Genomic DNA, 14,042 nt, shown 5'->3' on the forward strand with positions numbered 1-14,042 from the left:
TCTGACATGCCTTTCCACAACAGGTGGATTTCGCGCGCTCTGATCGTCATCTCCGCCGCCGCGGCGCTCTACCTCGGCGCCTCAGGCGCCACCCCGCCGGCGTGGGCGCACGTCCACGCCAGCAGCGACAACGCGACCCGCGGCGCCATGGCAATCGTGACCTTTCAGGTGCCCAACGAATCCGACAAGGGCGCCGCAACGACGGCGCTGACCGTCACCCTTCCCGACGTCGCGTCCGCGCGCACCGAAGCCATGCCCGGGTGGACGGCCAAGCTCGACCGCGACGCGGCATCGGGCGTCGTTCACTCGGTGACCTGGACCGCCGCCCCCAACGGCGGGATCGGAGTCGACCAGTTCGCGCTGTTCCGGATATCGGTGCAGCTGCCCGACACCGACACCGTCAGCTTCCCGGCCACCCAGACCTACGCCGACGGATCGGTCGTGAAGTGGGATCAGCAACCGTTGCCCGACGGCGGTGAGCCCGAGCACCCGGCACCCATGCTGACACTCACCGCCGGCCCTCCCACTTCACACGAACACCACCATTCGGGCATGCCCGCCGGCCACGCCGGCACGCCGACATCCGTGTCGGCCGACAACATCGCGCGCGTGTTGGGCGGAGCAGCGCTGGTTGTGGCCGCGCTGGGCATCGTCCTGGTGCTGGTACGCCGCCCCCGGACATGAGGCGGCTGGCCGTCGTCGCCTGGGCGGCCCTGCTGTTCGCCGGCATGCCGTTGACCGCAATACTGACCGCCCAGGTCGCGTCGGCACATGCCACCCGCGTATCCGCCGACCCGCCCGACGATGCGATTCTCGCGACCGGGCCGCACCGAGTCAGTGCGACCTTCAATGAGCAATTGCAGACCACCTTCGCGGCCATGACCGTCGTCGGCCCGGACGGCAACGTCTGGTCCACCGGGGACACCACCGTGCAGGGCGCGGTCGTCGGCATCGGGCTGCGCCCACTGGGACCGGCCGGCACCTACACGGTGAACTACCGGGTGACGTCTGCCGATGGCCATGTGGTCTCCGGGTCGTGGTCCTTTCGGCTGACGGTGGCCGGTACCGGCACACCGGGCCCCGCCGCCGCTACCAGCGGCTCCGGCGACGGCATTCCCGTCTGGCCGTTCGTCGCGGTCGCGGTGACCATCGTCGGCGCGGGCCTGTTGTGGACCCTGCGCCGCAAGCCCTGACTGGCCTGGCCGGCACGGCGAAATAGCCCGTGCTGGCATGATGGGGGCCGAGTAACTTTTGTGGCGCTAGAAATGGCCGAGAGCAAGCTGCGAAGGAGCGGCCGCATGGCAGACCCCCAAGATCAACCCAACAGCGAATCCAACGGCGCAGCTCCTCCGCCGGAGCAGGCGCCCCCCGCCAAGGCCGCGAAGAAGGCACCCGCCAAGAAGGCACCGGCGAAAAAGGCTCCCGCCAAAAAGGCCGTCGCGAAGAAGGCTCCCGCGAAAAAAGCAGCCGCGAAGAAAGTGCCCGCCGAAAACCCCGCGCCCACGCCCCCGAAACCGCCGGAGGCACAGCACGATCCACAGCCACGGATCGAGTCCGACGGTGAAGTCGCCGCGGCCGCCAAGGATGCCGCGGCGCAAGCGAAGTCAGCGGTAGAAGGCGCCAACAACCCGGTCGCCGCCGACATTGCGCGGTCGGTGCCGGCCCAGTCGGCGTTGCCGCTGGCAGTGGCCGTCGCGCTGAGTCTGCTGGCGATCCTGCTGATCCGGCAGCTGCGGCGGCGCTGATGACCGTGTCATTCGAAGCAACCGCCGATCTCGTTGACAACATCGGACCTGACGTACGCAGCTGTGATCTTCAGTTCCGCCAGTTCGGCGGCCGCGCCGAATTCGCCGGACCGATCAGCACCGTGCGCTGTTTTCAGGACAATGCACTGCTCAAATCCGTACTTTCCCAAACGAATGTGGGCGGGGTGCTGGTGATCGACGGCGACGGTTCATTGCACACCGCGCTGGTCGGGGACCTCATCGCCGAACTCGCCCGATCCAACGGCTGGGCCGGGTTGATCATCAATGGCGCGGTGCGTGACGCCGCCGCATTGCGTGGCATCGACATCGGCATCAAAGCGCTGGGCACCAATCCCCGCAAGAGCACCAAAACCGGTGACGGCGAACGCGACGTCGAGGTCAGCCTCGGCGGAGTGACGTTCGTACCCGGAGAGATCGCTTACAGCGACGACGACGGCGTGGTTGTCGTCGCGCGCTAAACTGCCACGGGTGCACGCTTTTTGGAGAACTGCAGGCCCTCGTCGTCGATCTTGCCGCGCCTGATCGTTCGCATGTCGAACAAGTAGTTCTGCCTGAGCCGCCACGGTGCGCGCGAGCCGGATTTGGGAAGTAGGTGCGCCGAACGCTGGAAGTAGCCGGGATTGAAATCCATGAACGGCAGTTCGTCGACATCATTGCCCGGGCGCACCGGCTCGACAGTCTCAAAACCGTTGGCGTCCATATGGTTCAGCAGTCGACAGCCGAATTCGGAAACCAGGTCCGCTTTCAGCGTCCACGATGCGTTCGTGTATCCAAAGGTGATGATGAAGTTCGGCACCCCGGAGAACATGCACCCCTTGTAGGTCATCAGCGACGTCAGGTCGAATGCCTCACCGTTTCTGGTGGGCCGCACCCCGCCGAGCAGTTGCATATTCAATCCCGTTGCAGTGACGATGATGTCGGCCTGCAACTCTTCGCCCGAGGTGAGCTTGATTCCCGTCTTGGTGAACCGGTCGATGGTGTCGGTGACGACGTCCGCCTTGCCGTGCCGGATGGTCCGGAAAAAATCGGCGTCGGGGGCCAGGCAGAGTCTTTGGTCCCACACGTTGTACTTCGGTCCGAAGTGCTTTTCGACGTCGTAACCCTTGGGCAGGCGCCGCTGGGCCATCGTCATCAGCAAGTTGCGCATGTAGGCCGGGCGTTTCCGCGCGAGCTGGTACTGAAAGGTGCTGAACGCAATGGCTTTCCAGCGGTTCGCCAGGTGCGCCAGGCGGGGCGGCAGCAGCCGGTTGGCATGCTCGGCGAAGGGATCGACCGACGGCAGCGAGCCGATGTAGGTTGGCGACCGCTGCAGCATGGTCACGTGGCCGGAACCGGAGTTCACCAGGGCCGGAATCAGCGTGATCGCGGTAGCGCCGGAGCCTACGACGATGATCTTCTTGTCCGTGTGGTCGAGGTCCGCCGGCCAATGCTGCGGATGAACGATCGTGCCCTCGAAGTCCTCGGCGCCGGGGAACGTCGGCGAATATCCCTCGTCGTAGTTGTAGTAGCCGGTGCACGCGAACAAGAAGGAGCACGTGATGTCCCGCTGTTGGCCGTCGTTCTCGACGGTCAGGGTCCAGCGGTTGTCGGCATCCGACCAATCGCCGGACACGACGCGGTGGCGGTAACGGATGTGCCGATCGATGCCGTTCTCGTCGACGGTTTCGTTGATGTAGGCCTTGATGTCGGCGCCCTCGGCGATGGATTTCGCCGAACGCCAGGGCTTGAACCGGAAGCCGAGGGTGAACATGTCCGAGTCGGACCGAATGCCGGGGTATTTGAACAAGTCCCAGGTGCCGCCCAGATCGTCGCGACGTTCCAGGATCGCGTAGCTCTTGGTCGGGCATCGGTTTTGCAGGTGCCAGGCCGCGCTCACGCCGGAGATGCCGGCGCCCACGATGACGACGTCAAGGTGCTCAGTCATGCGGCCACGCTATCAACGTGGTGTCGAGCTAGTCAACATACTGTCGAAATTCTCAACCGTGTGTAAAGTAACGAGCGTGACAGCCGTCGGCCCGACTCGTGCCTTGCGCGGTCGCCGCGCCATCCGCCCTTCGGGCGACGACCGCGAGCAGGCGATCCTCGCCACCGCCGAGCGGCTGCTCGAGGAGCGTTCACTGGCCGACATTTCGGTCGATGACCTGGCCAAAGGCGCCGGCATCTCGCGTCCGACGTTCTACTTCTATTTCAAGTCAAAAGAGGCGGTTCTGCTGTCTCTGCTCGAGCCGGTGATCACGCGTGCCGATTCCGAATTCGACGGCGCGGTGCAGCGGCTGCCGACGGACCCGCGTCGGGTCTGGCGCAACGGCATCAAGGCGTTTTTCACCGCATTCAGCACGCACCGTGCGGTGGCCCGGACCGCAACCGAGGCGCTCACCACCAACTCGGAACTGCGGACGGTGTGGTCCGGATTCATGCAGAAATGGATCGACCAGACGGCGGCCATGATCGTCGCCGAGCGGGACCGCGGCGCCGCACCGGACACCATCCCGGCCGCAGACCTGGCGACCTCGCTCAACCAGATGAACGAGCGCACGATGATGGCGGCGTTGTCCGCCGAGACGCCGGCGGTCGAGGCGGAGCGAGTCGTCGACACCCTCACCCACATCTGGCTCAGCAGCATTTACGGCGAATCGGGCTAGTTGTCACACCCCAGTGCGAACATGTGTTCGTGCGGTGCGATGCGTCCATCCTGCACGCGGACCTGGACTCGTTTTACGCGTCAGTAGAGCAGCGCGACGACCCGATTCTGCGCGGTCGCCCCGTGATCGTGGGCGGCGGGGTGGTGCTGGCCGCCAGCTACGAGGCCAAGGCCTACGGCGTTCGTACCGCGATGGGCGGCAGGCAGGCGCGCCGACTCTGCCCGGACGCCGTCGTGGTGCCGCCGCGCATGTCCGCCTATTCGCGCGCCAGCGACGCGGTGTTCGAGGTGTTCCACAACGCCACGCCGCTCGTTGAGCCGCTGTCGGTGGACGAGGCTTTTCTCGACGTCGGGGGCCTGCGCCGAGTCTCCGGCACGCCGGTCCAGATTGCCGAGCAACTGCGACTGGACGTACGGCACCACGTCGGGCTACCCATCACCGTCGGCATCGCCCGCACGAAATTCCTGGCCAAGGTGGCCAGCCAGGAAGCCAAGCCCAACGGACTGCTGCTGGTGCCCCCCGATCGGGAGCTGGCGTTCCTGCGCCCGCTGCCGGTGCGCCGGCTGTGGGGCGTGGGTGCGGTGACCGCCGAGAAGCTGCACGCACACGGCATCACGACGGTGGCCGATGTCGCCGAGCTCAGCGAGTCGACGCTGGCGTCGGTGCTGGGGGTCGCGATGGGCCGCCAACTGTATGCACTGTCACGCAATATCGACCGCCGTCGGGTCGACACCGGTGTGCGTCGCCGATCCGTGGGTGCCCAACGGGCGCTGGGCCGCGCCGGAAATCGCATGTCGTATGACGAGATCGACGCGGTCGTCGTCAATCTGATCGACCGCATCACGGCCCGGATGCGGGCCGCCGGGCGCACCGGGCGCACCGTGGTGCTGCGGCTGCGGTTCGGCGATTTCACCCGGGCGACCCGCTCGCACACCTTGCCGTGGGCAACGTCGTCGACGCATCCGATTCTGACCACCGCCCGACAGCTGGTCGCGTCGGCCGCACCCACGATCGCCCAACGCGGGTTGACGCTCGTCGGTTTTGCGGTGTCGGGCATCGATCGCAGCGGTGCGCAGCAGCTGATGCTGCCGTTTCAGACCGAAACGCTTGCGGTAGACGCCGCGGTCGACCAGATCCGTGCACGCTTCGGAAAATCCGCCCTCACCCGCGGGGTGTTAATCGGGCGCGATTCGGGTATAGATATGCCGCACCTTCCCGACTGACCCGTCTCCGGCTGTTCACCCAATTCCCTTCTCGCACATAATGTTTCGATCGTATGAGCTTGATTTGAGATCGCCTTCGACCCCAGCGAGCGCAGGGGGCCGCTTGTAAGCTGGCGAAAGCCCGACCCGGAAAGTGAGTAACAGAACACGATGCCGCCGCCTGACAAAGCCCGCGAAAGCGGCGTGCCTCGCGAAGGCGTCCTGCTCGTCTACAGCGCGATCCTCGCGTTGTCGGCAGGCTTCGTCAACGCGGTGGCTCTGCTCATCTTGGCGTTGCCGGTCGGCAACCTCACGGCGATCACGACCCAGCTGGGCATGAACACTGCCAATCCGTGGCTTTATGAGGGCCATGTGCTCGCCGCGATCTTGTTCGGCTTCCTGGCGGGCGCGACCATGGCCGGGGCGGTTCTCGCACCCACCGAGGCCCTGGCGGGTCCACGTCATGCCGTCGTGCTGTTTACCGAGGCGGCGCTGCTCGTGCTGGCCGCCGCCGGCGTGGAAGAAACCTTCGTCAAGGCGCAGATCGATGCGCTCGGCGTCGAGCTGACCGCGGTCCAGGCGATGTTCGCCGCGACGGCCCTCGGTCTGCAGAATGCGATGACCTCGAGCTTTCGCGGAATGTCGATCCGCACCACTCACTTCACCGGGACCGTCACCGACCTTGGCCTGATCCTCGGCCGCAGCCGGCAGCACGGGATCGAAAAATGGAAGGCCGCGATTCTCGTGACGACGCTCCTGCTGTTTCTCGGCGGCGGCGTAGCCGGGATCGTGTTCGGCGCTCGCTTCGGTGGATACGCGCTACTCATTCCCGCCGCCACCTGCGCGGCCGTGGCCGGCGCCAACGTGCTGCACAGCCGTTCACGCAGCGACGAACCGGTTCCCGAGGCAGCGGAAACGGTGCACGTCTGAGCCGTCAATTTGATCCGGTCCACGCCAGTAGCTTGTCGGCCGGCCAGGTGTTGACGATCCGGTCGACCGGAACCCCTGCCTCCAGTGCGCGCTGAGCACCATAGCCCAGGAAGTCCAACTGGCCGGGGGCATGCGCGTCGGTGTCGATGCTGAACACGCAGCCGATGTCGAGCGCCAGGTTGAGCAGCCGGGTCGGCGGGTCGCGGCGTTCGGGACGAGAGTTGATCTCCACGGCGGTGCCGTGATCCCGGCAGGCGGTGAAGACAGTCTCGGCATCGAATTTCGATTCCGGCCGGATGCCACGGTTGCCCGCGACGAGCCGCCCCGTGCAATGGCCCAGCACGTCCGCATGGCCGTTCGAGACGGCCCGAACCATCCGGCGGGTCATCGCGGCCGAATCCATCGACAATTTCGAGTGCACGCTGGCCACGACGACGTCGAGGCGTTCCAACAGTTCGGGCTCCTGATCCAGGCTGCCGTCCTCGAGGATGTCGACCTCGATCCCGCTGAGAATGCGCATCGGCGCGAACGTGTCCCGCAACCCGTCGAGCACGTCGAGCTGTTTGCGCAACCGCTCCGGTGACAGGCCGTTGGCGATCGTCAAGCGCGGTGAGTGATCGGTCAACGCACAGTACTCATGCCCCAGCGCTGCCGCGGTGGCCATCATCTCGTCGATCGGCGCCGAGCCGTCCGACCAGTTCGAATGCAGATGCAGATCTCCGCGCAACGCGGCACGCACCTCCGCGCCACCGAGATCTGTTGCAGCAGCACGTAATTCAACGAGCGTGTCGGGCTCACGGCCGGCCCAGGCCTGCGCGATCACTTTCGCGGTCTTGGGCCCGATGCCCGGCAACGTCTGCCAGCTGTTGGCCTGCCCGTGACGCTCGCGTGCGGCGGCGTCGAGACCCTCGACGATGTCGGCGGCGTTGCGATACGCCATGACGCGTTTGGGGTCCTGGCGACTCCGGTCCTTGTAGTAGGCAATCTCCCGAAGGGCGGCTACCGGGTCCATGGCTCCAGTGTGCCCGCGCGGTGACTGCAAGCGCGGCGGAGCCGGGCGCCGCAGGTGAACGCCAAACGTCCACGCTCAGCACAGCTGCCCGGCGATGAACCCGGCGAAAATCACCCCGAAGCCGCCGATCTCGCCGACGATCAGCATGGCCATCAGCATGCCGGTTCCTCGCGCCGGTTTCTCGAATTGGTTGACGGTGTCTCGGCGCGCACCGTGGTCGACGAACGCGGCGATCAGCAGCGTCGCGAACGAGTAGAGCAACGCCGCGCGGTGCGAGATATCGACGTAGGGATGCGCCCGGTGATCGTCGGACGTCATGATCTGGCGGTACTTCCAGACTCCGAGCACCAGTGCGAGCAAGAAGATGAGGCCGGCAGCCAGCAGGGTGATCTTCGTGTCTAGGCCGAGTGGCCCAATAGCGCGAGTCATCGTCCGCACGAGTTTAGTTGCGCTTCATCAATGTGGACTAGCGTCGATGGCATGCGATTCGCGTTCAAAACCTCACCGCAAAACACCACCTGGGCAGCCATGCTGGCCGTCTGGCAGGCCGCCGACGACATCGACGTCTTCGAGTCCGGGTGGACATTCGACCACTTCTACCCGATCTTTTCCGACAGCACCGGCCCGTGTCTGGAAGGTTGGACGACGCTGACCGCGCTCGCCCAGGCCACCAACCGGCTGCGGCTGGGCACCCTGGTCACGGGCATCCATTACCGCCACCCTGCGGTTCTGGCCAACATGGCCGCCGCTCTCGACGTCATCTCCGACGGGCGACTCGAACTCGGGATCGGCGCCGGCTGGAACGAGGAGGAGTCGGGTGCCTACGGCATCGAACTGGGCAGCATCCGGGAACGGTTCGACCGGTTCGAGGAAGCCTGTCAGGTGCTGATCAGCTTGCTCAGCGAGGAGACCACCAGCTTCGACGGCAAGTACTACCAGCTCAAGGACGCGCGCAACGAACCCAAGGGGCCGCAGCGCCCGCACCCGCCCATCTGCATCGGCGGCAGCGGGGAGAAGCGCACGCTGCCGCTCACCGCGCGCTACGCCCAGCACTGGAATTTCGCCGGCGGGACGCCCGAGGAGTTCGCCCGCAAGCGCGACGTGCTCGCGGCACGCTGCGCTGACATCGGGCGCGACCCCAAGGAGATCACCATGTCGGCCCATGTCCGCCTCGGCGAAGACCTCGACTACGGGCAGGTCATCGAGACCGCAGCCGGGCTGGGGGCCGAGGGGCTCGACTTGGGAATCGTCTACCTGCCCCCGCCGCACGACCCGGCCGTCCTGGAGCCGCTGGCTGAGGCAATCCGGGATTCGGGGTTGTGGAGCGGCTAGGTCGGGCCGCTAGTCGGCAGTGAATTCCCGGATTTTCGGAAGGGCCCCATTCTGCTACTGCGGCTCGTCCCGCGCATGGCCTCGGATAAGCCGCTTTCGGCCATCCGCCTAGGGCCCCACCGCAAGAACCGGTGCCGTGGCCAGACACGAGCCCGAACCGAAAACTTGGAGCTATGCCGGCCGTCTCACCTCGCGAAGGTGCTGGCCACTGCGACGACAACACCTTCGATTGTGCGAACGAAACTCCGCAAGATTTCCCTATTTTTGGGCTTGCTTGATCATAAATACGGCGGCCCGCTTGAGTAGGTCCCGTTTCTTGGTTAGGTCGGTGAGTTTTTTGCGCAGCTGGTCGAGTTCTTCCCGGCCGCTGATCGCTGTAGTCGGTGCGCCGAATGCACGGTGGTGCGGCGGCAGCGGGCGGGTTCGTGCGCGTTGGGAATCATCTGGCTCCGCAGCCCAGGATGGGAGCGCTTTGCTGCAGAGACGACGCGGAAGGGCGTCACGCGAGCGTGGTGCGTTGACCATGCTGGCTACCGGAGGCATACCGCCGAAGAAGCCTCCCGGTGCAGCTGGTCCCGCCGCGGGCACGACATCGAGACTGGTCATCGGCAACCCCGCAGAGACCAACCGGATCCCTGGTGGCGCCGAACCCCAAGCCGGCGGTACCGACAACCCGCCCACCGATGCCGCTTGGCCCAGACCGGACGAAATCCCGGCCTCGCCAAAACCCGAACCAAGACCACGAGCAGCCGCACCCGAGGAACTCGCCAAGGTCCCCAACCCGGCCCCCGGCTCCCCAGACTTGGCCGCCGAAAGCGCGGCCACTAACGGCCCCTCCGACGTCGCTACCATCGGAAAAAGAGTGAATAACGTGCCTGTGACAGAGAAATTCGTCGCGGGTATCAGCGTCAAAAATCCCGATATGTCACTGGTCAGTGATTCGAATGTGTCGGTTATTTGTGGTACGCCGCCGGGTGGCGAACCCGCTGCCAGGCTGTGCAGTGTGTTGGGCACGTGAGATAGGACGGATTGCGTGTTGCCTGCTGTTGACGTGGCCACCGCGTGGCGAGCAGCAACATGTTGGGCGACCATACCGCTCGGGTTGGTGTTGCACGGCGCTTCGGTGAACGCGACCAACGTCGCCGCAGCAGCTGAGGCACCCGCATACCCATACATCGCCGCGGCATCCTGGGCCCACATCTCGCCGTACTGCGCCTCGGTAGCCGCAATCGCCCCCGTATTTTGCCCGACCACATTGCCGGCCACCAACGCCACCAACAACGCCCTATTAGCCGCCACCTCCGACGGCGGCACCGTGGCAGCAAATGCCGCCTCATACGCCGCAGCCGCCGATCTGGCTCGATCAGCGGTCTGTTCCGCCCGCGCCGCGGTCACGCCCATCCACACCGCATAAACAGCCGCCGCAGCACTCATCGACATCGACGACGCACCCCACCAACAACTATCAGCAACCTCGGAGACCACCCTCCGATACGCCCCCGCCGCCGCATTCAACTCCGCAGCCACCCTGTCCCACGCCCCCGCAGCCGCCATCAACGGCCCCGATCCCCCACCCGCATACATCCGACCCGAGTTAACCTCCGGCGGCAACACCGCAAAATCCAACCCGATCATCGAATCGCTTCCCTGCCGCGGCATCGACTGGCTGAAGCTATCGCAGTACCGTCGCGCTGCGCACGGATGTTTATCCGGAATTTTATATTTTCGGCCATATTGCGCACTTCCCAAATCTATAGATACTCCAGCGCTACGATTCTTCGTATTCGATAGTGAATATTGCTATTCGCGCGCTTCCTCGATTAAAAAGGCTGCCGTCTCTTTGAGCAGGTCCCGTTTCTTGGTTAGGTCGGTGAGTTTTTTGCGCAGCTGGTCGAGTTCTTCCCGGCCGCTGATCGCTGTAGTCGGTGCGCCGAATGCACGGTGGTGCGGCGGCAGCGGGCGGGTTCGTGCGCGTTGGGAATCATCTGGCTCCGCAGCCCAGGATGGGAGCGCTTTGCTGCAGAGACGACGCGGAAGGGCGTCACGCGAGCGTGGTGCGTTGACCATGCTGGCTACCGGAGGCATACCGCCGAAGAAGCCTCCCGGTGCAGCTGGTCCCGCCGCGGGCACGACATCGAGACTGGTCATCGGCAACCCCGCAGAGACCAACCGGATCCCTGGTGGCGCCGAACCCCAAGCCGGCGGTACCGACAACCCGCCCACCGATGCCGCTTGGCCCAGACCGGACGAAATCCCGGCCTCGCCAAAACCCGAACCAAGACCACGAGCAGCCGCACCCGAGGAACTCGCCAAGGTCCCCAACCCGGCCCCCGGCTCCCCAGACTTGGCCGCCGAAAGCGCGGCCACTAACGGCCCCTCCGACGTCGCTACCATCGGAAAAAGGACATATAAGGCGCCCGATCCTAAAAACCCCATACCGGAAGCGAATCCCGCGAACCCCGTAAAATCGCCATACAGTGATTCGAATGTGTCGGTTATTTGTGGTACGCCGCCGGGTGGCGAACCCGCTGCCAGGCTGTGCAGTGTGTTGGGCACGTGAGATAGGACGGATTGCGTGTTGCCTGCTGTTGACGTGGCCACCGCGTGGCGAGCAGCAACATGTTGGGCGACCATACCGCTCGGGTTGGTGTTGCACGGCGCTTCGGTGAACGCGACCAACGTCGCCGCAGCAGCTGAGGCACCCGCATACCCATACATCGCCGCGGCATCCTGGGCCCACATCTCGCCGTACTGCGCCTCGGTAGCCGCAATCGCCCCCGTATTTTGCCCGACCACATTGCCGGCCACCAACGCCACCAACAACGCCCTATTAGCCGCCACCTCCGACGGCGGCACCGTGGCAGCAAATGCCGCCTCATACGCCGCAGCCGCCGATCTGGCTCGATCAGCGGTCTGTTCCGCCCGCGCCGCGGTCACGCCCATCCACACCGCATAAACAGCCGCCGCAGCACTCATCGACATCGACGACGCACCCCACCAACAACTATCAGCAACCTCGGAGACCACCCTCCGATACGCCCCCGCCGCCGCATTCAACTCCGCAGCCACCCTGTCCCACGCCCCCGCAGCCGCCATCAACGGCCCCGATCCCCCACCCGCATACATCCGACCCGAGTTAACCTCCGGCGGCAACACCGCAAAATCCAACCCGATCATCGAATCGCTTCCCTGATCAACAGGGCCACCGCGTCATGCTCCATCGCCACTTCAGCCACCTCCCTGCGCAACCGCTCAAGCTCGTCGAGCTCACCTTGTGTCCAGCCGCCTTCGTCGTTTCGACTACGTTGCACCGGCGGCGCAGGTCGACCTCGTCCGCACTCGCCGCCGCCCGACTTCCCGGCCTCTGACGCGAGTACGGTGCTTCGCAAGCCCTGCGAATAGGTGGAGCTGGCTGATGGTGCGTTGACCATGCTGGCTACCGGGGGCAGACCGCCGAAGAAGCCTCCCGGTGCAGCTGGTCCCGCCGCGGGCACGACATCGAGACTGGTCATCGGCAACCCCGCAGAGACCAACCGGATCCCTGGTGGCGCCGAACCCCAAGCCGGCGGTACCGACAACCCGCCCACCGATGCCGCTTGGCCCAGACCGGACGAAATCCCGGCCTCGCCAAAACCCGAACCAAGACCACGAGCAGCCGCACCCGAGGAACTCGCCAAGGTCCCCAACCCGGCCCCCGGCTCCCCAGACACCGACGAAGCCGCAGCCGTGGCGCTTGGCAGCGCGAGCGACATGAGTGGAAAGACTTGGGCGAGAATTCCCCCGGCCGTATACGCCGCGGAGGCATACACCAGGGCGTAGGACCCCGTATCGCCAGCCAACGTATTGATCTGCTGAAACGGATTGCTAGCCAAGATGTTCTCTAGCTGGTCAATGGGCCTGAATGACGATCCGCCCGCTGCCAGGCTGTGCAGTGTGTTGGGCACGTGAGATAGGACGGATTGCGTGTTGCCTGCTGTTGACGTGGCCACCGCGTGGCGAGCAGCAACATGTTGGGCGACCATACCGCTCGGGTTGGTGTTGCACGGCGCTTCGGTGAACGCGACCAACGTCGCCGCAGCAGCTGAGGCACCCGCATACCCATACATCGCCGCGGCATCCTGGGCCCACATCTCGCCGTACTGCGCCTCGGTAGCCGCAATCGCCCCCGTATTTTGCCCGACCACATTGCCGGCCACCAACGCCACCAACAACGCCCTATTAGCCGCCACCTCCGACGGCGGCACCGTGGCAGCAAATGCCGCCTCATACGCCGCAGCCGCCGATCTGGCTCGATCAGCGGTCTGTTCCGCCCGCGCCGCGGTCACGCCCATCCACACCGCATAAACAGCCGCCGCAGCACTCATCGACATCGACGACGCACCCCACCAACAACTATCAGCAACCTCGGAGACCACCCTCCGATACGCCCCCGCCGCCGCATTCAACTCCGCAGCCACCCTGTCCCACGCCCCCGCAGCCGCCATCAACGACCCCGATCCCCCACCCGCATACATCCGACCCGAGTTAACCTCCGGCGGCAACACCGCAAAATCCATTTCTAATACCTCCTTGTCGTTGCGGCGTCTGCAGAAGCCGGACCCGGTCCTAGATACCAACCGTTTCCCACCGAAAGAAACGGTTGCCGTGATTTTTCAAAATTCAATTACGAATCATGAAACCGCGCTGCTGGTTATGCATGCTGGAGAAATAGCCCGTGCTCATCTGGTGGCAATCGCATTGGCCGCCTCGGTCGCGGCATAAGAATCGGCACTGGAAGCCAAGGTGTTGACAAACATTTCGTGAATTTCTGCGGCCTGCATACTAAGTGCCTGGTAGATGCGGCCGTGGGCGCTAAACTGGGCAGCAGTCAAGGCCGAAACTTCATCGGCTGCCGCTGGCATTATCCCGGTTGTCGGGGCCGCTATACTCGCATTTTCGGCGCTCACCGCCGATCCGATTGCGCGCAAACTGGTAGCGGCCGCCGCCAGTTCGGCGGGCTGAGCAGTGACGAATGGCATAGATTATCTCCAAATCTCTAATCGAATACGTGGTCTGCCGACGGACGCGGGACCAACGCAACATCCGGCCACTCCTTCGATTACCGGCTAGGGCCGTAACCCGTCTAGCTGTGTCAGATCCCAGCTGTGTTCATTGACGC

At 65.0% G+C, this 14,042-nt stretch carries 15 protein-coding genes; 8 read left to right on the forward strand and 7 right to left on the reverse strand.

From position 1 onward, the window contains the following. Nucleotides 1-6 precede the first annotated feature (6 nt). The 4 genes from OK015_RS01015 to rraA all read left to right on the forward strand — a co-directional run bounded on the left by OK015_RS01015 (nucleotide 7) and on the right by rraA (nucleotide 2,224). A complete protein-coding gene (locus OK015_RS01015) occupies nucleotides 7-684 on the forward strand; it encodes a YcnI family copper-binding membrane protein (RefSeq protein WP_268128574.1) in 678 nt (225 codons plus the stop codon). Further along, entirely contained in the window at nucleotides 681-1,193 is a 513-nt protein-coding gene (locus OK015_RS01020; protein WP_268128576.1) for a copper resistance CopC family protein, read from the forward strand. The genes OK015_RS01015 and OK015_RS01020 overlap by 4 nt, the downstream gene beginning before the upstream one ends. A 105-nt stretch (nucleotides 1,194-1,298) precedes the next feature. Then, complete coding sequence (locus OK015_RS01025) at nucleotides 1,299-1,745, forward strand: Rv3852 family protein (RefSeq protein WP_268128577.1); 447 nt, start codon at nucleotides 1,299-1,301, stop codon at nucleotides 1,743-1,745. Then, entirely contained in the window at nucleotides 1,745-2,224 is a 480-nt protein-coding gene (gene rraA / locus OK015_RS01030) for a ribonuclease E activity regulator RraA (protein WP_268128579.1), read from the forward strand. Before OK015_RS01025 ends, rraA begins: the two co-directional genes overlap by 1 nt. Here the strand turns inward: rraA and OK015_RS01035 are convergent. Further along, nucleotides 2,221-3,690: a flavin-containing monooxygenase gene (locus tag OK015_RS01035; protein ID WP_268128580.1), complete on the reverse strand. Its 1,470-nt coding sequence runs from the start codon at nucleotides 3,688-3,690 to the stop codon at nucleotides 2,221-2,223. The two genes, rraA and OK015_RS01035, sit on opposite strands and share 4 nt — an antisense overlap. A 76-nt stretch (nucleotides 3,691-3,766) precedes the next feature. Here OK015_RS01035 and OK015_RS01040 point away from each other — a divergent pair, with 76 nt between their 5' ends. The 3 genes from OK015_RS01040 (at nucleotide 3,767) to OK015_RS01050 (ending at nucleotide 6,540) form a co-directional block, all read left to right on the forward strand. Then, nucleotides 3,767-4,408, forward strand: coding sequence for a TetR/AcrR family transcriptional regulator (locus OK015_RS01040; protein ID WP_268128581.1), 642 nt, complete (start codon nucleotides 3,767-3,769; stop codon nucleotides 4,406-4,408). A gap of 23 nt (nucleotides 4,409-4,431) precedes the next feature. Next, nucleotides 4,432-5,631, forward strand: coding sequence for a DNA polymerase IV (dinB, locus tag OK015_RS01045; protein ID WP_268128582.1), 1,200 nt, complete (start codon nucleotides 4,432-4,434; stop codon nucleotides 5,629-5,631). A 150-nt stretch (nucleotides 5,632-5,781) separates the two neighbouring features. Beyond that, the gene (locus OK015_RS01050; protein ID WP_268128583.1) at nucleotides 5,782-6,540 is read left to right on the forward strand and encodes a YoaK family protein; all 759 of its coding nucleotides are present in this window, start codon (nucleotides 5,782-5,784) and stop codon (nucleotides 6,538-6,540) included. A 4-nt stretch (nucleotides 6,541-6,544) separates the two neighbouring features. Here the strand turns inward: OK015_RS01050 and OK015_RS01055 are convergent, their stop codons facing one another. Both OK015_RS01055 and OK015_RS01060 read right to left on the reverse strand, forming a co-directional pair. Then, a complete protein-coding gene (locus tag OK015_RS01055; protein WP_268128585.1) occupies nucleotides 6,545-7,552 on the reverse strand; it encodes a PHP domain-containing protein in 1,008 nt (335 codons plus the stop codon). A gap of 75 nt (nucleotides 7,553-7,627) precedes the next feature. Continuing rightward, nucleotides 7,628-7,981 (reverse strand): hypothetical protein, encoded by a 354-nt coding sequence (locus OK015_RS01060; protein WP_268128586.1) that lies wholly within the window; start codon nucleotides 7,979-7,981, stop codon nucleotides 7,628-7,630. A gap of 51 nt (nucleotides 7,982-8,032) precedes the next feature. On the opposite strand from OK015_RS01060, the gene OK015_RS01065 reads away from it, so the two are divergent. Then, the gene (locus OK015_RS01065; protein WP_268128587.1) at nucleotides 8,033-8,884 is read left to right on the forward strand and encodes an LLM class F420-dependent oxidoreductase; all 852 of its coding nucleotides are present in this window, start codon (nucleotides 8,033-8,035) and stop codon (nucleotides 8,882-8,884) included. Between the two features lie 258 nt (nucleotides 8,885-9,142). Here the strand turns inward: OK015_RS01065 and OK015_RS01070 are convergent, their stop codons facing one another. From OK015_RS01070 to OK015_RS01085, 4 genes are all read right to left on the reverse strand, one after another. Next, entirely contained in the window at nucleotides 9,143-10,519 is a 1,377-nt protein-coding gene (locus OK015_RS01070) for a PPE family protein (protein ID WP_268128589.1), read from the reverse strand. A gap of 165 nt (nucleotides 10,520-10,684) precedes the next feature. Next, a complete protein-coding gene (locus OK015_RS01075) occupies nucleotides 10,685-12,061 on the reverse strand; it encodes a PPE family protein (RefSeq protein ID WP_268128591.1) in 1,377 nt (458 codons plus the stop codon). Then, nucleotides 12,058-13,440, reverse strand: a complete 1,383-nt coding sequence (locus OK015_RS01080; protein WP_268128593.1) for a PPE family protein — start codon at nucleotides 13,438-13,440, stop codon at nucleotides 12,058-12,060. The genes OK015_RS01075 and OK015_RS01080 overlap by 4 nt, the downstream gene beginning before the upstream one ends. 162 nt (nucleotides 13,441-13,602) lie before the next feature. Continuing rightward, nucleotides 13,603-13,902 carry a PE family protein gene (locus OK015_RS01085; protein WP_268128594.1) on the reverse strand — a complete coding sequence of 100 codons (300 nt, stop codon included), beginning with the start codon at nucleotides 13,900-13,902 and terminating at the stop codon, nucleotides 13,603-13,605. Between the last annotated feature and the right edge of the window lie 140 nt (nucleotides 13,903-14,042).

The sequence above is a fragment of the Mycobacterium sp. Aquia_216 genome (assembly GCF_026723865.1).
Lineage (GTDB): Bacteria > Actinomycetota > Actinomycetes > Mycobacteriales > Mycobacteriaceae > Mycobacterium.

Bases quoted from the DNA above. Each gene is read 5' to 3' on its own strand.
- OK015_RS01015 (WP_268128574.1), top strand. From the start codon at position 7: ATGCCTTTCCACAACAGGTGGATTTCGCGCGCTCTGATCGTCATCTCC.
- OK015_RS01020 (WP_268128576.1), top strand. From the start codon at position 681: ATGAGGCGGCTGGCCGTCGTCGCCTGGGCGGCCCTGCTGTTCGCCGGC.
- OK015_RS01025 (WP_268128577.1), top strand. From the start codon at position 1,299: ATGGCAGACCCCCAAGATCAACCCAACAGCGAATCCAACGGCGCAGCT.
- rraA (WP_268128579.1), top strand. From the start codon at position 1,745: ATGACCGTGTCATTCGAAGCAACCGCCGATCTCGTTGACAACATCGGA.
- OK015_RS01035 (WP_268128580.1), bottom strand. From the start codon at position 3,690: ATGACTGAGCACCTTGACGTCGTCATCGTGGGCGCCGGCATCTCCGGC.
- OK015_RS01050 (WP_268128583.1), top strand. From the start codon at position 5,782: ATGCCGCCGCCTGACAAAGCCCGCGAAAGCGGCGTGCCTCGCGAAGGC.
- OK015_RS01055 (WP_268128585.1), bottom strand. From the start codon at position 7,552: ATGGACCCGGTAGCCGCCCTTCGGGAGATTGCCTACTACAAGGACCGG.
- OK015_RS01060 (WP_268128586.1), bottom strand. From the start codon at position 7,981: ATGACTCGCGCTATTGGGCCACTCGGCCTAGACACGAAGATCACCCTG.
- OK015_RS01065 (WP_268128587.1), top strand. From the start codon at position 8,033: ATGCGATTCGCGTTCAAAACCTCACCGCAAAACACCACCTGGGCAGCC.
- OK015_RS01070 (WP_268128589.1), bottom strand. From the start codon at position 10,519: ATGATCGGGTTGGATTTTGCGGTGTTGCCGCCGGAGGTTAACTCGGGT.
- OK015_RS01075 (WP_268128591.1), bottom strand. From the start codon at position 12,061: ATGATCGGGTTGGATTTTGCGGTGTTGCCGCCGGAGGTTAACTCGGGT.
- OK015_RS01080 (WP_268128593.1), bottom strand. From the start codon at position 13,440: ATGGATTTTGCGGTGTTGCCGCCGGAGGTTAACTCGGGTCGGATGTAT.
- OK015_RS01085 (WP_268128594.1), bottom strand. From the start codon at position 13,902: ATGCCATTCGTCACTGCTCAGCCCGCCGAACTGGCGGCGGCCGCTACC.